This window comes from Pseudoalteromonas sp. Ps84H-4, from assembly GCF_024124645.1.
Lineage (GTDB): Bacteria > Pseudomonadota > Gammaproteobacteria > Enterobacterales > Alteromonadaceae > Pseudoalteromonas > Pseudoalteromonas lipolytica_C.
Genome location: NZ_JAMXSK010000004.1, coordinates 181,101 through 198,132 on the forward strand (window position 1 = coordinate 181,101; position 17,032 = coordinate 198,132).

Below are 17,032 nucleotides of genomic sequence, written 5' to 3' on the forward strand. Positions count from 1 at the left end.
ACAGTGCTAACATAACAACAAATCAAGTGTGAAATTAAAGCGAATGACTATTCAAGTTTTATTGGTTGAAGACGACGAACTGCTCGTTAAACGCATTCTTAACCACTTTAAAGAAACTGAGTTTAACATTGAGATAGATTCAACAGGTGCTGATGCATTGAGCATAGTGCAATCTCGTGCAGCTTCTTCACAAGCTATTTCTTTAGCAGTTATCGACATTGTGCTACCTAAGCGCGATGGGTTATTGCTTGCCAAAGAACTAAATGCTCTGACTGATATTGGGGTCATTGTTTTATCAAGCCGAGATTCGCAAGCTGACCGTATCGCAGGCCTTGCGCAAGGGGCCGATGATTATATTTGCAAACCAGTGGATTTACTCGAGCTAGAACTTAGAATGCGCGCACTGTATAAACGCCTTAAGAGCTCTCAAACAAACGACGAAAGCGAAGAGTTTATTGAGTACGCCAACTTTAAATTACACCCTGATAATCGCACGCTGATCACACCCAGCGGCGAAGAGTCACGCCTGACTGAAGCAGAACATAAAGTTTTAATCTGCTTAATCGGTAATGCAGGTAAAGCCACATCAAGAGAAAAGATTTCCGAAGAAATTGGCCAGCCTGATTGGAGTCCAAGCGATCGTACCGTTGATGTATTAATTGGTCGCCTTCGTAAAAAGCTCAGCGATGAAAAAGATCAAAAACGCATTGTCACCGTGCGCGGTAAAGGCTACATGCTTTCAATCTAATTCGTTTTCTAGTACTGCGTTAACTGACTTATTAGTCGTTCAAACGCACGGTAATTTAGCGCTTCTTTTAATTCATTTAAGGTAATTGTTGGCTGGGCTTTTAAGTCGCTTAAAGTTCGGGCCACTTTGATAATACGATGATAAGAACGCGGTGATAGCGCCAGTTTCTCACTGGCTTTAGCCAAAAACTGCAACTCAGCTGCTCCTAGCTCACAATAGCGCGCCATTTCTCTATTACTTAACCTGGCATTCACCTTACCCTGCCGATTAAGCTGTATAGCATACGCGCGCTCTACACGCTGGCGCACTTGCTCACTGCTTTCTTCTGCTTGGGTGCTCTGCAATTGGCTACTTGTAAGCCGCGGTAACTCTATTTGCAAATCAATCCTATCGATAAATGGCCCAGACACCCGAGATAAGTATCGCAAGACTTGGTCTGGCGTCGCACGTTTATCGGTATGACTTCCTGTCGGGCTAGGATTTAATGCGGCGATTAGCTGAAACTGCGATGGGAACTCCATTTGCCTTGCCGCTCGAGATATTGTCACTACACCTGTTTCCATTGGTTCACGCAGTGAGTCGAGAACTTTACGCTCAAATTCAGGTAATTCATCTAAAAACAACACGCCATTGTGTGCCAATGATATTTCACCGGGCTTCGGATTTGACGACCCTCCCACCAGCGCTACCGCAGAGCAAGTGTGGTGTGGATTTCGAAATGGTCGCTCGCGCCAATTTGATAGATCTACCGATTGACCTATAATCGAATACAACGCTGCGGTACTAATGGCCTCTTCGTCAGACATGGTGGGCATAATCGTCGGCATACGCTGTGCGAGCATTGATTTTCCTGTACCAGGGGGGCCAAGAAAAAGTAAGTTATGTCCACCAGCGGCAGCGATTTCTAACACTCTTTTTGCACCTGGCTGCCCTTTCACATCACTTAGATCAAGTAGCGACTCTCGGTTTGGCTGCTGCTCTGGGTAGTGGATATTCAAAGGCAGAGGTTGTTGATTTAGTAAGTCGTTCCAGACATCTTGTAATGAATAAACCGCTTTTCGTGATACGCCAGAAACTAAACTAGCTAAGTTATCGTTTTCGACAGGTAAAAAGCAACAGCGCCCTTGCTCTTTAGCACCCAACACTGAAGGTAAGATAGCATTCACACCTCTTACTTCACCGTTTAAGGCAAGCTCACCATAAAATTCATAACGATGTATGTCGTTGCAGGTGATCTGTCCAGAAGCGACTAGAATCCCTACTGCTATGGCTAAGTCAAATCGCCCGCCATCTTTTGGTAAATCAGCGGGCGCAAGATTAACGGTTATACGTTGATCAGGAAAGCCAAACTGCGAGTTTTCGAGCGCGCTACGTACACGGTCTTTGGCTTCTTTTACTGAGGCCTCAGGAAGACCAACAATATGAAACGCTGGCAATCCATTACCTAAATGCACTTCAACAATCACTTCAGGAGCTTGCACGCCAACCTGAGCACGAGAAAAAATTCGGGCTAAAGACACGATCCGATATGTCCCTATAGTTCATCCATGAATACAGTTTAGTCAGGATATTTAAAAACATGCAACGTTAAATGCCACCTCATTGCAGCTAAGCGAAGCATCAGTGTCATTAACATTGCCATAATCATGGCAAGCTCAGTGACTAAACCTAGGGAAATACTTACTGTGTAAACAATACCACCGGCGATACATGTTATCGCATACAGCTCGCCTTTTAACAGCATGGGTATGTTGCCTGCTAATACATCGCGAATGACTCCGCCAAAACATGCCGTGATAACCCCCATAATAATCGAAGTCGTATCTGGCATACCGGCAAGCATTGCTTTTTGAGCCCCCATAACAGCAAAAAACGCGAGTCCAAATGCATCTGCAATCTGTAGTGCACTTAGCGAAATAGAGCGCTGTTTGTTTATTAAACGCGTAGTGATAAACACCGAGAGTAAAATAGCCCAAAAGTAGCTTTGATCATGCAGCCAAAAAACAGGAATGTCTAAAATAACGTCGCGGACTGTGCCGCCGCCAATTGCAGTAACAGTGGCTAATACGACAACACCAAAGCCATCCATCTTTTTATCATATGCCAGTAGCGTCCCTGAGACCGCAAACACGGCTACGCCAAATAAATCAAACCAATGGTAAAGTTCAGTCATGTTTGTAGCTAAAAAGTAATATTACTGACGTTGTAACATAAACCTTTCTATCTTTTAAGCGAAGATTCATTACTCGCACAAAGCCACTATCATAATAAAGAAAAGCAACTGAATACTCAGCTGCCAAAACTCAAAGGAAGGAAAGCTGAACTGTAAGAGGTTAGGATCTCAGTGATGCTTTAACCATAGCTGTTATTGAGCCATGTTTGCCCGTCAAATACTTACACAAGAGATCCTATCAAGGTACAGCCTAAAGCCATACTTTAAGATTAGTTCAGTCAGTTCTGATATGTAAGTAAATTACGACAAAAAGAATGAAAAATAAGTAAAAAACACTTATTTTACTTTTAATTATAATAATTTGTTACTAAAAACTAATACATATAAATTCAGTTGGTTGCGGGAGCTGTGAGTTTTGAGGGCGAACCGACGACCTTCGGGCTCTGAACCTGAATTTCAGGCATAAAAAAACACGCTTTCGCGTGCCTATTATATAATTTCAGTTGGTTGCGGGAGCCGGATTTGAACCGACGACCTTCGGGTTATGAGCCCGACGAGCTACCAGGCTGCTCCATCCCGCGCCTGAAATTATTAAGTTTATTTTACTTCTCACTTAATTTAAGAAGTCAGCCAATTCAAATAATTGGTTGCGGGAGCCGGATTTGAACCGACGACCTTCGGGTTATGAGCCCGACGAGCTACCAGGCTGCTCCATCCCGCGCCTGAAATTGTAGATTTATTTAAAGTTGCTTTACATGACAACTTGGCTTCCAATTCAAAGAATTGGTTGCGGGAGCCGGATTTGAACCGACGACCTTCGGGTTATGAGCCCGACGAGCTACCAGGCTGCTCCATCCCGCGCCTGTATGTTTACAGTCCCAGAAGCCGGATTTAAACCGACGACCTTCGACTTCAGGTATTAGCGAGTCCGACGAATGATTTATCATTCTGCTCTATCCCGCGCCTGTAATCTCTAAGTAACATGAGCATGTTAACGATGCCTTGTTCCGAAGAGAGCGCTATAATATAGCAATAAAATTAGAAATCAAGCGTTATAATCAAAATACGGGCTTAAGCGAACAAAAAGCACACAAAACCTCACTAAAATGCGCGCTGATGTGGACTAATCATTTTTTGCCACTCCCAATCAGGGTGCCCCATAACAATAAAATCAGGATTCTCGGTACTTTCTCGTTGATTGTAAGTTAACGGATTGAATTCAGCGTCCGTGATGCAACCACCCGCTTCTTCAACAATGACTTGCGACGCGCCTGTATCCCACTCACCTGTTGGCCCTATTCGTAAAAAACAATCAGCTTTACCTTCCGCGATAATGCATGCTTTTAATGAACAAGAACCTAATGCAACCGTCGCAAACTGGGTATTTAAATATTGGCTAACAGCTTCAATTTTTTGTCTTCGGCTTACAGCTAAGGTTAAATTATCCGGCGTTGCTACCGAAATTTGCTGATCTTGGCCATTTTCACGTTTAAACGCGCCATTTTGATAACTAGCAAAATAAGTCACTTGTTTCGCTGGCCAATGAATAACGCCAAGCACTGGGCGATTATTTTCAACTAAAGCGATATTTACTGCAAAATCACCACTTTCTAAAATAAACTCGCCAGTGCCATCCATTGGATCAAGTAACCAATAACGCTGCCAATCTTTTCTATCTGCCAGCGCTGGAATAGGTGTTTCTTCTGACATAATTGGAATATCAGGCGCTAATGCTTGTAAGCCTGCCATCAACACCTCATTCGAGGCTAAATCAGCTTTAGTAACAGGCGTATCATCTGACTTTTGCTCAGCACCTATATCATCCTGTTGATAAATGGCCATTATAGCGTCGCCAGCTTGTTCAGCTAACCGAATACACGGCTCTAAAAAATTATTCATTGCCCGCTCCCGACTCTAAGTACTTTGTTAATAATAGCAAAGCTGCGACACTTCGTGCTTCGGTAAAGTCTTCTTGTTGCAATAATGATTGCCAATCACTTATTGGCCATTTCACAACGACAAGCGGTTCAGGCTCATCACCAGGTAAGGTTTCAGGGTAGAGATCTTCGGCGTACAAAATATGCATAGTGGCATTAAAGTAACTCGGTGCCATGCTGACTTTTTTAAGTTCAGCAAAGTGCTTCGCGCCAAAACCAACTTCTTCTTTAAGCTCACGATCTGCAGCTTGCTGTGGTGTTTCGCCTGGGTCAATTAAGCCCTTTGGAAAGCCCAACTGATAATCATTGGTGCCTGCACAATACTCTCGCACTAATAGCAGTTCATTATCGGCCGTTACTGGCACAATCATCACTGCCCCTCTGCCACCGCCACGAATTCTTTCGTATTGCCTTTGCTCGTCATTAGAGAACTTCAATTCGAGAGACTCAACAGTAAATAGTCTACTTTTAGCGACAACTTCATTAGACAAAATTTGCGGTGGTGTAGGATGCTTTTTCTGTGTCATTGGCATTAATTTGCTATCATGGCAGTTATGCTCATCATAAATCTTTTAAAGTGAATTGCCTATGTTAAATTGGTCAAAAATCGATACTGTGTTGTTAGATATGGATGGCACCCTACTCGATTTGCATTTTGATAATTACTTTTGGCTAACCGTTATTCCCGAGCAATATGCGCGTAAACATAAAATCAGTTTAGACCAAGCAAAAGCTGACATTTTACATCGTTATCAACAAGTTCACGGGCAAATTAATTGGTACTGCTTAGATTACTGGCAACAGCAACTTGATTTACCGATTATGGCGTTAAAACGTGAAATTCAACATTTAATCAGAATTCGTGACGATGTTCCGCCGTTCTTAACGGAGCTGAGAAAAGCAGGCAAGCAATTGATCATGCTTACTAACGCGCACCCAGATTGTGCCATGTTAAAGTTTGAACACACGGCTATCGATAATTACTTAGATGGGGTTATCTCAACTCACCAATATGGCGTGAGTAAAGAGCATCAACCATTGTGGCAACAAGTACACCAAGAATGGCAGTTTGATAAGGAACGGACTTTATTTGTGGATGATAGCCCTGCCGTGCTAGATGCGGCAAAAGAGTTTGGTATTGGCCATATACTTGCGGTTGCCAACCCTGATAGTCAGCAACCGCATAATAAAATTAATAATTATTTAAGTGTTACTGACTTTACGACAATAATATAAACTAACTTTATTTGCATAAAAGGAATTAATATGTGCACTTTAATTAAGTCAATTTACAGAGTGATATTGGGACTCAGAGATTTCGTTGTTCATACAATATTTCCACTCTTAACTTTTGTATTTGTAATTACCTTATTTTGGCTTCTTTATGAAAAATACTCCCAATCAAGTATCCTAACTACATTTCTATCTAATTTAATTTGGGACGGTACGGAGTCCTCTCTCTCAGATATAAGCTCGGACTTTATTGCTTTCACAAGTGGAAGTGTTTCATTAATTCTTACTGTCTACGCTTTTTGTCAATACAGAAAGGCTCAAGCTGACATTAGAAAAGCTTCCCCAATCCAAACTATTAAAATTAATGATGATGGCGTTGATGATCTTAAAGTAATGCTTCCATATTATAAAAAAGCAGAGAAAGTAACTGTTTTTGCAGGGGATTTCAGCTGGATAACACAGAATGATGAAATGCTTGAAGCAATATTAGCTCTTGTAAATAAACAGGCAATTAACTTTGTGAGTTATAAGTCAGAAGAAATTGTAAGTGAGGCTATCAACAACACTTCTATATTTCAAAAAGTTAAACCTTTCATGACTTTTTCTAATCCGCAGCATTTAAAATGTTCTTTAGTTGAGCACAGCTCAGAGCAAGCTTTCTTATATAAAGTCGCTAATGCTTTTGGAGAAGTAGATAAAAACCCTTACGTATGCATCCTGTTTCCAAAGGATAACGCAAAACAGCTTTGCTATACATTAAATAACCTTTGCATACAAGCAAATGGGAGAAGCTAAATAATGAACTGGATTATTTGTGGAATGCATGGCGCAGGAAAAACCTCAGCAGCAGAAAGAATTGCTCAATCAAACTATAATGTTATATCTGTAAGCAAAGTACTTCGTAATTTAGCTGCTAATGAATACAATAAAGAGAGTATTACTGGCAAGGAGTTATTAGCATTCGGGGCTAATTATTTAGCTAAAAATGGCGAACAGGAATTAGCTAATGAGTTACTAAAAAAAACTAGTTTATCCATGAATAATATAATTGAAGGCATTCGACCACTTAAAACAGCACTCATTTTAAAGGAGCGCCTGAATGCTAAAATTGTCTTTATAAAATCATCAAGAAAAAAAAGGTACTTAAGAATAAAGGAAAGAGAAGGCTTAACATTCCAACAGTTTTTAATTAGAGAACAAAATTTCATTGAAAAAATGTCGCATGAAATAGAAGAACATGCTGATTATATTATCGATAATGAAGCTACTTTAGATGACTTTTACAAGCAGATAATTGAAATTAGAAACGAAGAAGAAAAATTAAAAAACGATTGGAAATACGCAGCAGAAATAAGAAAGAATCAAATTGAGAGTGGTTTAGATACTACATATCATAAAATTTTTTTGCCTAAGTGGCTGAGCATAATTGATCGTTTAAAGGCGACAAATGCTCTAGAAATTGGTGCCGGGACTGGGCATTTAACAAAAGAAATATCATCGAAAGTAGTAACTCTTGATGCTATTGAGCCATCATTATCAATGTATAAAATCGCAAGTCAAGTTCTAATAGGAAGTAAGGTGAAAATCTTTAATGAGAGTTCTTTTACCTTTAAAACTAAATCTATGTATGACTTAATATACTCACATATGTGCTCTCATTGTATTAAAGAGTTTCCTTCTCACATAGATAAAGTTATATCATTTTTAAGAGCAGGTGGTAGTTTTATATTCTCAATACCTCACCCATGCTTTTATCACTTATATAAGAATCATTTTAAAGATAATTTTGAATATTTAAAAGAAAGAGAAAATGATATAGAGTTTACTATCTCTAGTGACCCTAACAATATAATTGATAGAGTTACTTTTTATCACCGACCTTTAGAATATTATATCAACACTCTAACCGAAAGAGGTCTTCGTATCGCTCATATTGATGAGGTAACTCCGAATAACATGAATATAGAGCAGCATTGGGAGTTTCCTCGATACATGATAATAGAAGTAAAAAATTAGCTTTTACCTGAGCTACCAAAACCACCTTCGCCACGCTCCGTGGCATCAAACTCGCTCACGATATTAAAGCCGACTTGTACGACAGGAACAAACACTAGCTGTGCTATTCTTTCACCGACTTCAACTGTATATGCTTTATTACTACGATTCCAAAGAGAAATAAAGATTTGACCTTGGTAGTCAGAGTCAATCAGACCAACTAAATTACCCATAACCAAACCATGCTTATGCCCTGATCCTGAGCGAGGAATAATTGTGGCTGCTAGACCGTTATCTTTCATATGAACAGCAAAGCCAGATGGTATTAGCTCAACTTGCCCAGGCTCTAATACTAAGTCTTTTTCAATACATGCTCTAAGATCAATACCTGCAGAGCCTTCTGTAGCATATTCCGGTAAAGGGAAATCAGTACCTAAACGTTTATCTATAATTTTTAAATCAATATTTCTCATTTTTTCATTTCTGTGGATAACTTTATTTGCCTATATACTACAGTTAAATTTGAGTTTGATGTAGGTAAAGATGAAATTAATCCCGCAACAATCAGGTCATCTTTGCAGTTGATAAAAATAACCGAGGAAGCCCATGTTTAAATCTCTACTCATTAGTGCACTGTTTGTACTATCAAGCCAAGTTATCGCTGCAACTGCGACCAATATTGCGGAGTCAGCAGAGCAAGTTAGTCCGTTATTACCCGGCTTAACGGTGCCAAATGTTGAATTGAAAGACCAATATGGTAAAACCGTCTCGCTAGCTGAGCGCTTTAAAGAGAAAACCACCGTGCTGATTGTTTATCGTGGTGGCTGGTGCCCATATTGTTCAAAACAATTGACCAGCGTGCAAAAAATTGAGAAAGAATTAGCAAGCTTAGACGCGCAACTAATTGCCGTTTCACCAGATAGCCCTGAAAAACTCGCTGAAACAAAAATTACAGCTCCTAGCTATCAATTGCTTTCTGACGACAGCCTTACTTTGGCGCAAACGTTAGGTTTAGCATTTTATTTAGATGACAAAACAGCAAAGATTTACCGTAATAAGCTTGGAGTTAACTTTGTCTCGTTAGAGGGTGAGGCGAAAGTCGCGCTACCAGTACCCGCAGTATTCGTGATAGACACAAATGGGTTAGTTCATTTTCAATACGCTAACCCAAATTACAAAGTACGCTTAACAGAAGATTTATTACTAGCCGCTGTTAAATCAGTGAGCGAGCAATAAATTGGCAACCGATAAGCAGAACATGTTTCTGCTTATCGGCCTTGTGTAAACTCTTGCCAAGATTCAATTAAATCAACAAAGTCTTCAAAGCCGCAGCCACTGCAGAGGCCTTCTTCTTCAAGCATTAAATCATCATCTTGATAGGCAACTAGGTCTTCGTTGTCTTGATGTAATGCATGTGCTTCGAATAACGCTTCATCTTTACTTAAGATCAAATCAATTTCTTGACCTTGTAAAGTTAATGGCTCATTGCTGCTCTTAACCGCAGAGATCAACGCTTGCACCATCGCGATTTTTTCTTTACCGACTTCTTCGTTTAGCCAACGGCCTATGACGGCATGTTCAGAGGAAATTTTAATGCGTAAACCGCTAATTGGGTCGCGGATAAATTGATATTCCATGAAGGGTACTCGTAATACGTTATGTGCTAATTATACCGTTTGCAGCTAGACGTGGCGAGTTTTGCAAGGTTAAAACAACACGAGCGCCCATGCGGGCGCTCGTATTTATGCTATTTAAAATAGCTAGAGTCGCGATTTGAAGCGTGCAGCATCAATAATCGCCCATAGGTATACGATAGGCAGTAAAATAAAACCTACTGCAACATATATTAGTGCACCACTAATCACCCATGCTAAAAAGAATGCAATAGCCGCCATTAAACGACCTTGTACCAATTGTCCTAAACCAGGAAAAAAGATATTACATATTGCTGCGATTACATTACCGCCAGAACCTTGCTCTGCCATACTAACCTCTGTAGTTTTTAATGATTATACTTTTTATAAACACACTTTATGCCAACTTATTATGACTTACAAATCAAAGTGTTAAAAAGTAGCGTTATTTTGATTTTAGTTCTTTTTGCTAAAAATCGGTCAAATTCACAATTTTTATATCGTAATTTTAATGACTTGCCAAAATAGCTGTTTATAAAAACAGTATTTTATTTAGCCTTGCATAAACACCTGTTATACTCCACCCATTATAGATTGAAAAGGCGTAACGATGGACGTTTCTGAATTACTCGATGGCTTAAATGATAAACAACGGGATGCAGTCGCAGCCCCATTGCAAAACATGCTAGTACTTGCAGGTGCAGGTTCTGGTAAAACTCGAGTACTTGTTCATCGCATCGCATGGCTCATGCAAGTTGAGCAAGCTTCTGCATACAGCATCTTTGCGGTAACCTTCACTAACAAAGCCGCGAAAGAAATGCGCACCCGTGTAGAAGAAACCTTAAAAGCACCGGTTGGCGGTATGTGGATTGGCACTTTCCATGGCTTATCTCACCGCATTTTACGCGCCCATCACCGTGAAGCGAACTTGCCTGAAAGCTTTCAAATCTTAGATTCTGACGATCAACAACGTATGATCAAACGCTTGCTTAAAGCGATGAACATCGATGATAAAAAGTGGCCAGCAAAACAATTTGGTTGGTATATCAGCGCGAAAAAAGATGAAGGTCTACGTCCTAAAGACATTCAAGCCTACGATATTAATGAGCAGATGATGCTGAAAGTCTACGCTGCATATCAAGAGGCTTGTGATCGCGCAGGTTTGGTCGACTTTGCCGAAATTCTGCTACGCTGCTACGAAGTACTTAAAAACCACCCAACACTTTTACGTCACTATCAACAGCGTTTTGCTCACATGCTAGTAGACGAGTTTCAGGATACTAATACAATCCAATACGCTTGGTTAAAACTACTCGCGGGTAATACGAACAGTATTATGATTGTGGGTGATGATGACCAAAGTATCTATGGCTGGCGTGGCGCAAAAATTGAAAATATCAAACGCTTTTTAACTGACTTCGAAGCCGAAACCATTCGCCTTGAACAAAATTACCGCTCAACGGCAACCATCTTGAAAGCCTCAAATGCGCTGATCAAAAACAATGCTGAACGCATGGGCAAAAGCCTTTGGACAGACGGCAATGATGGTGAGCCTATTTCTGTTTACGCTGCGTTTAATGAATTAGACGAAGCGCGCTTTGTCAGCAGCAAACTGCGTAGCTGGCTAAATGCAGGTAATGCATTACAAGATGCCGCGATTTTATACCGTAACAATGCACAATCTCGTGTACTCGAGGAAGCAATGCTACAAGAAGGTTTAAAATACCGTATTTACGGCGGTATGCGCTTCTTCGAACGTCAAGAGATCAAAGATGCACTTTCGTATCTACGTTTAGTGGGTAACCGTCAAGATGATGCAGCTTTCGAGCGCGTTATTAACACCCCAGCCCGTGGCATAGGTGATAAAACACTAAGCCACATTCGTGATTGCGCGCGCAATGAATCATTGCCACTTTGGTATGCCGCAAAAGCAATTATCGAACAACAGCATTTATCTGGCCGAGCTGCGAGTGCCGTCACTAAATTCTTAGAGCTTGTTGAGCATATCGAAGATAAGATCAGCGATCTCACCTTAGAAGAGCAAGCGAAATGCGCCATTCAAACCTCAGGGTTAATGGCAATGTATCAAGCTGAAAAAGGTGAAAAAGGCCGTGCCCGGGTAGAAAACTTAGAAGAGCTTATTAGTGCTTGCGGTCAATATGAACTCCCTGAAGATGAAGAGTTCAGCTCGCCACTACAGGGCTTTTTGGCATATACCTCTCTAGAATCTGGCGAAGGTCAAGCTGACGAGCACGAAGACGCGGTGCAAATGATGACCCTGCACTCAGCAAAAGGCCTAGAGTTCCCGTTGGTATTTATGGTCGGTGTTGAAGAAGGCATGTTCCCATCTCAACAAAGTAATGAAGAGTCTGGCCGTTTAGAAGAAGAGCGCCGTTTATGTTATGTCGGTATGACTCGCGCCATGGAAAAACTATACATTAGCCACGCAGAAAGTCGCCGTTTATACGGACAAGAAAAATACCACAGCCCATCACGCTTTTTACGTGAAATGCCTGAAGACTGTATCGAAGAAATTCGTATTAAAACACAGGTTTCAAGACCGCCTGCAGCAGGTCGTTTTAGTCCATCAGTAACACATGCCGCATTTGAAGATAGCGGCTTTAACTTAGGTCAACGCGTCTTGCATGCCAAGTTTGGTGCAGGTACTGTACTCAATTACGAAGGTAGCGGCGCACAGTCACGTATTCAAGTGAACTTTGATGACCTAGGCAGTAAATGGCTTGTAACACAGTATGCAAGACTTCAAGCCTTATAATGAGTATTTAACAGCACTGTGCAACGAGCTGGTTATTGCAAAGCATCGCCAGCTTGTCATAGTGCAAGGAAGCGAAGCTTGGTGCTATCAGTTTGCAAACCAATTAGCGCTTAAAAATAGCTATGTTCTCAGTAGCAGCTCATTATTAGCAAATAGTGAGTTTCCAAAACATGCTCACCAAATTCTTGGTCAAGAGTTTCAACACGCAATTTTTGATGGTTTTAGCGGCTTATATGCCGATAAATTAGCCGCACTTGCAGGCACCGTAAAAGCAGGCGGTGTACTGATACTATTGCTGCCTGATGACAGTAATTGGCAAGACCCTGCACTCACAAGTATTACCTCCTATGGCCAAGTGATTCAACACAGCTTTTTTAATCAGCGTTTATTCGCCAAGCTAAAGTTGCAGCCACATTATTTTACTGAGCACTCGATTCCTGCTTATCAATCAGTTTCACCAGCAACTGCTGAGATAAATTTTCAGCAACAACAAACATGTGTTGAGCAAATTATTAAAACCGCGTCAGGACGCGCTAATCGTCCTTTTGTGATCAGTGCCGACCGAGGTCGTGGTAAGTCAGCGGCTTTAGGACTTGCAGCAGCCAATCTTCAAGATAAAAAAATCCTTATTTGTGCCACCCAAGCCAAAGCTGTACAAACAAGCTTTAAACATTTAGCTGCTGAGCTTGGTGTTAGCAAAGAGCAAAACTGTAAGCAATTAGCTAACCTTAGCTATATTGCGCCAGATATACTGCTAAATGAAAAACCTGATTGCGATCTGCTGTTTGTCGACGAAGCAGCAGCGATTCCAGTTCCACTATTATTGCAGATCCTGAAAAGCTACCCACGAATTGTATTTGCTAGCACTATGGTTGGTTATGAAGGAAATGGACGAGGTTACACGTTACGCTTTTTACATTACTTGCGCAGTCAATTTAAATCGCTAAAGACTATTACTCTGGATGAGCCAATTCGTTTTGCTAAACATGACCCCCTCGAAAATAGCCTACGCGAACTATTACTTCTCGATGCAAAGTACCTACACACAAGTAAAGAACAATCTCTCAATTTTGCACAAGTAAGCAAACAACAACTTGTTGATAATGAGCAGCTGCTAGGCCAGATAATAGCCTTACTTGCTTTGGCACATTATCAAACCAGTGTTAATGATTTACGCCAATTGCTTGATGCACCTGAATTACAATTGTTTATTTGCACTCAAGCAGATGAGCTCAAAGGCGTCTGCTTGGTTGCTCTCGAAGGTGGACTGACTAAAGCTATAGCAGACCATGTTAAAACCGGTCAGCGTCGTCCGCATGGCCATTTAATGGCACAAACACTTACTCAACTAAGCAAAGACTCACACTTTCTAACAGAGGTCTCTGCTCGGGTTGTAAGAATAGCGATATCACCCGAATGCCATCAGCAAGGAATTGGCTCAGCCTTATTAAAATACTGCGAAAGACAGTTAGATAATTGTAGCTATTTTGGGGCAAGTTTTGGTGCTAATGCATCGCTTGTTAGATTCTGGCAGCACAATGGCTTTCATGTCGTAAAACTCGGTTTTAGTCATGATAAGGCAACAGCTGAACACCCTGCTTTAGTGATAAAATCGCTTTGCAAACAAAATAGCTCATTGGTACAGCAACTCATTAATGAGTTTAAGTTAGACATATCAGTGCAATTGTTAGGGCACTTTAAAAGCTTACCTTGGCAGTTAGTTGATCAATTAGTATCGCATTTGCCAAGCACTGCTTGCCCTACTGCATTATCCACAAGAGCAGAGCGAATCATCAGTGATGATTTCAATCTTTTCAATATACAACCTTTACTGTGGCAACTAATATGGCACACACCAATTAGTCTAAAATTATTAGATGAAAATACAAAATTCATCCTTATTAGACTAGTATTACAGCAGACTTCTGTGAATAGCTTTATTTATGAAGCTAATTTTGCTGGCCGTAAAGAACTCGATTCACAGTTTATAACCGCAGTAAAAGGTTGGTATGCTCACTATAAATCACTTAACACTAAAAGTACTCAATGCCCTTTTAATAACCCTGGTGTTGATACCAACAACTAGCTTAGCGCAACATACGCAACCCCCTATAAAGTTAGGCATGTCTACCGCATTAACAGGACCTGCCAAACAAATCGGTGAGCAACTTGCGCTAGGCAGTAAAATTTACTTCGATAAAGTTAACAAAACCCAAGGGATCAATGGCCAGAATATAGATCTTATACTCGCTGACGATGGATATGAGCCAAAAAACACCGTTGTAAATACAAGGCAGTTTTTGTACACCGAAAAAATTCACGCGATTTTCGGCTCGATGGGAACACCCACTGCTCACGCCATAAAACCATTACTAGATAGGCACCGCATTCCCTTTCTAATGCCGTTTACAGGCGCTGATTTTCTGCATAATAGCTCAATGCCCAATGTGTTTAACTTACGAGCTAGCTATCAAGATGAAGCTATTGAACAGATAAACTATTTGATAAAAGAACGTAACCATCAAAAGATCGGCTTAATCATTCAAGCTGATGAATTTGGCTACATGGTTGAAAGCAACTTAATCACTGCTTTAGAAGAGTTTGGCATCAAACCTATCGAAGTAGCTCGTTTTAGAAGAAATAGTTCAGATATATCGAAAGCCTTAGAAACCCTGAAGCAAAGCGAAGTAACGGCTGTTTGTATGGTAGGAACCTACCAACCGCTAGCAGAATTTATAAATACCAGCTATGAACAAGGTTTCAAACCTGACTTTACATCCGTTTCATTTGTTTCTAGTCACGATTTATTTGCTCTTGTAAAACACCCAGCAAATATAATGGTCACAGAAGTGGTCCCCAACCCTAATAAATGTGAAAACGCCTGGTGTAATAGCTTTAAGGAAGATATCAAACCTTATAATGTGACCCCTAATCGAATTATTTTTGAAGGCTATTTGAATGCAGCAGCTTTAGTAGAAGCCGCAAAAGAATGCCCTACACCACTAAATAATCAATGCTTACTAATCCAGCTAAACAAAACCTTTGACAGAGATAGTGAGCTAGCAGCTCTGTTTAGTGACCCCGATAAAGATAAGATAAAAAAAATCTATCGCTCATACTACAAAAGTAATTAAATTTAACTACAACTAATTAGCAATAATGTTCTATGCTATAAAGACTTAACAAGGCTTTGAGGAAAATATGGATCTGATTAATTTTCGTGTCGGGCAAAAGACCATTTCATTAAAAATTCTCGATATACTTCTAACTGAACGTTATGAAGGAAATTTGACATCTTTGCCGAATGAAAATAAAAGCTTCATTGGTGTAAAAGACTACATGGATACACCCACCCCTATCTTTGATTTAGGCATCGTTTTAAACAACCAATCAACAAGTGATACAAACACTGCACTTTCAGATTTATTAGTAGAACGAGAAAAAGAGCACCTAGAGTGGCTAAATGCGCTTGAGCACAGCTTAGTAACAGGCACTCCATTCACTAAATCAACAGATCCTGATAAGTGTGAATTTGGCCGCTGGTATAACAATTTCAAAACAGATAACGAGGATTTACACAGCATTATTGTCAAGTTCGATGCACCTCATCGTGAACTACATGCTATGGCCAGAGAATTATTAGAGTTACAGAAAAGCCAACCTCAAGAAAAAGTTATTAGTGTTTTTGAAGAAAAAAAACGTCAGGTATTTAATCAACTTGTCAGATTATTTGAGTCAGCCCGAGAACAAATTATCCTTGATTACAAGCCAATTATTATCTTCACAACAAAAGATGGTATCACGCCTCATATAGGCCTGTTAGTTGACCAAGTTGAAGATAACATAAACGTAAAAAAAGAAGATATTAAACCATTAGAGCAGCTCACCTCTGTGGGTTTCGATGTTGATCCTCAGACGAAAAATATGATGCGTGGTTTAATCAAAATGAAAAATAAACATAGCCTGTTGTTAGATCCAAGCGCAATATTCCGTCCAGAACACCTTATGCGCCATGAAGCTGAAGAAACCGAAGAATACGGGCTTTTTTAGTAGCAAGGGTAAAGTTTAAAGCCTGCCGTAGGTTGGGTAGAGCGAAGCGAAACCCAACACAGAGCTATCAGCTTTCAGCCTTCAGCGATCAGCCGCGCGGTGGAGATGTTTGGTGCTGCGCCTTCCTCTAACGAAGGCTCTAGGTTCTAGGCAAAGTGTACTTGTAGGTATGGCTTTAGCCGTGAATGTGTTTGTTAAGGTCTGAATTCGGCACTGAAGTGCCTCCTACGGGGTTTTGTTGCTGAGGATGACTCTGTACAGGACAACCCCACATTTCAACTGACGGCTGAAAGCTGAAAGCTGAAAGCTGACAGCTCCAGACGCAAAAAAGCCCGACTCTTTCGAATCGGGCTTTCTCTAATTTGGAGCCTGGCGATGTCCTACTTTCACATGGCAAATGCCACACTATCATCGGCGCTGTTTCGTTTCACTACTGAGTTCGGCATGGGGTCAGGTGGGTCCAAAACGCTATTGTCACCAAGCAAA

At 40.7% G+C, this 17,032-nt stretch carries 16 protein-coding genes, 3 tRNA genes and 1 rRNA gene; 9 read left to right on the top strand and 11 right to left on the bottom strand.

All coding sequences use genetic code 11. The features are described from left to right. The first annotated feature begins 43 nt into the window (after positions 1–43). Positions 44–748: a response regulator transcription factor gene (locus NH454_RS06475; protein WP_135923196.1), complete on the top strand. Its 705-nt coding sequence runs from the start codon at positions 44–46 to the stop codon at positions 746–748. An 8-nt stretch (positions 749–756) separates the two neighbouring features. On the opposite strand, the gene NH454_RS06480 is transcribed toward NH454_RS06475, so the two are convergent. The 7 genes from NH454_RS06480 to nudE form a co-directional block, all read right to left on the bottom strand. Then, positions 757–2,268 (bottom strand): YifB family Mg chelatase-like AAA ATPase, encoded by a 1,512-nt coding sequence (locus NH454_RS06480; RefSeq protein WP_235403987.1) that lies wholly within the window; start codon positions 2,266–2,268, stop codon positions 757–759. Positions 2,269–2,306: 38 nt separating this feature from the next. Further along, the gene (locus tag NH454_RS06485; protein ID WP_135923194.1) at positions 2,307–2,921 is read right to left on the bottom strand and encodes a trimeric intracellular cation channel family protein; all 615 of its coding nucleotides are present in this window, start codon (positions 2,919–2,921) and stop codon (positions 2,307–2,309) included. Positions 2,922–3,425: 504 nt separating this feature from the next. Continuing rightward, a tRNA-Met gene (locus NH454_RS06490) sits at positions 3,426–3,502 on the bottom strand. Between the two features lie 63 nt (positions 3,503–3,565). Then, positions 3,566–3,642 (bottom strand) — tRNA-Met (locus NH454_RS06495). Positions 3,643–3,705: 63 nt separating this feature from the next. After that, positions 3,706–3,782: transfer RNA gene (locus NH454_RS06500), tRNA-Met, on the bottom strand. A 240-nt stretch (positions 3,783–4,022) separates the two neighbouring features. Next, positions 4,023–4,820 carry a 3'(2'),5'-bisphosphate nucleotidase CysQ gene (cysQ, locus tag NH454_RS06505; RefSeq protein ID WP_135923193.1) on the bottom strand — a complete coding sequence of 266 codons (798 nt, stop codon included), beginning with the start codon at positions 4,818–4,820 and terminating at the stop codon, positions 4,023–4,025. Then, entirely contained in the window at positions 4,813–5,385 is a 573-nt protein-coding gene (gene nudE / locus NH454_RS06510) for an ADP compounds hydrolase NudE (RefSeq protein ID WP_171040476.1), read from the bottom strand. The genes cysQ and nudE overlap by 8 nt, the downstream gene beginning before the upstream one ends. A 61-nt stretch (positions 5,386–5,446) precedes the next feature. On the opposite strand from nudE, the gene yrfG reads away from it, so the two are divergent. From yrfG to NH454_RS06525, 3 genes are read left to right on the top strand one after another with little or no spacing between them, the layout of a single operon-like run. Continuing rightward, the gene (yrfG, locus tag NH454_RS06515; protein WP_253038555.1) at positions 5,447–6,094 is read left to right on the top strand and encodes a GMP/IMP nucleotidase; all 648 of its coding nucleotides are present in this window, start codon (positions 5,447–5,449) and stop codon (positions 6,092–6,094) included. Between the two features lie 30 nt (positions 6,095–6,124). Continuing rightward, on the top strand, positions 6,125–6,886 hold the full coding sequence (locus NH454_RS06520) for a hypothetical protein (RefSeq protein ID WP_253038556.1): 762 nt from the start codon (positions 6,125–6,127) through the stop codon (positions 6,884–6,886). 3 nt (positions 6,887–6,889) lie between these two features. Then, complete coding sequence (locus NH454_RS06525; protein ID WP_253038557.1) at positions 6,890–8,107, top strand: methyltransferase domain-containing protein; 1,218 nt, start codon at positions 6,890–6,892, stop codon at positions 8,105–8,107. On the opposite strand, the gene dut is transcribed toward NH454_RS06525, so the two are convergent. After that, a complete protein-coding gene (gene dut / locus NH454_RS06530) occupies positions 8,104–8,559 on the bottom strand; it encodes a dUTP diphosphatase (RefSeq protein ID WP_253038558.1) in 456 nt (151 codons plus the stop codon). The genes NH454_RS06525 and dut overlap by 4 nt on opposite strands. A 133-nt stretch (positions 8,560–8,692) precedes the next feature. On the opposite strand from dut, the gene NH454_RS06535 reads away from it, so the two are divergent. Then, the gene (locus NH454_RS06535; protein WP_253038560.1) at positions 8,693–9,322 is read left to right on the top strand and encodes a peroxiredoxin-like family protein; all 630 of its coding nucleotides are present in this window, start codon (positions 8,693–8,695) and stop codon (positions 9,320–9,322) included. A gap of 32 nt (positions 9,323–9,354) precedes the next feature. On the opposite strand, the gene NH454_RS06540 is transcribed toward NH454_RS06535, so the two are convergent. Next, positions 9,355–9,723: a YacL family protein gene (locus NH454_RS06540; protein ID WP_135923188.1), complete on the bottom strand. Its 369-nt coding sequence runs from the start codon at positions 9,721–9,723 to the stop codon at positions 9,355–9,357. 123 nt (positions 9,724–9,846) lie between these two features. After that, positions 9,847–10,071 carry a hypothetical protein gene (locus tag NH454_RS06545; RefSeq protein ID WP_054554878.1) on the bottom strand — a complete coding sequence of 75 codons (225 nt, stop codon included), beginning with the start codon at positions 10,069–10,071 and terminating at the stop codon, positions 9,847–9,849. A 259-nt stretch (positions 10,072–10,330) separates the two neighbouring features. On the opposite strand from NH454_RS06545, the gene uvrD reads away from it, so the two are divergent. From uvrD to NH454_RS06565, 4 genes are all read left to right on the top strand, one after another. Further along, positions 10,331–12,496 (top strand): DNA helicase II, encoded by a 2,166-nt coding sequence (gene uvrD, locus NH454_RS06550; protein WP_135923187.1) that lies wholly within the window; start codon positions 10,331–10,333, stop codon positions 12,494–12,496. After that, entirely contained in the window at positions 12,474–14,582 is a 2,109-nt protein-coding gene (locus NH454_RS06555; protein WP_253038562.1) for a GNAT family N-acetyltransferase, read from the top strand. Before uvrD ends, NH454_RS06555 begins: the two co-directional genes overlap by 23 nt. Continuing rightward, positions 14,506–15,630, top strand: coding sequence for an ABC transporter substrate-binding protein (locus tag NH454_RS06560; RefSeq protein WP_290442525.1), 1,125 nt, complete (start codon positions 14,506–14,508; stop codon positions 15,628–15,630). Before NH454_RS06555 ends, NH454_RS06560 begins: the two co-directional genes overlap by 77 nt. 67 nt (positions 15,631–15,697) lie before the next feature. Then, positions 15,698–16,546 (top strand): CZB domain-containing protein, encoded by an 849-nt coding sequence (locus tag NH454_RS06565; RefSeq protein ID WP_138558122.1) that lies wholly within the window; start codon positions 15,698–15,700, stop codon positions 16,544–16,546. A gap of 367 nt (positions 16,547–16,913) precedes the next feature. Here the strand turns inward: NH454_RS06565 and rrf are convergent. Continuing rightward, positions 16,914–17,028, bottom strand: a 5S ribosomal RNA gene (gene rrf, locus NH454_RS06570). Positions 17,029–17,032: the final 4 nt, after the last annotated feature.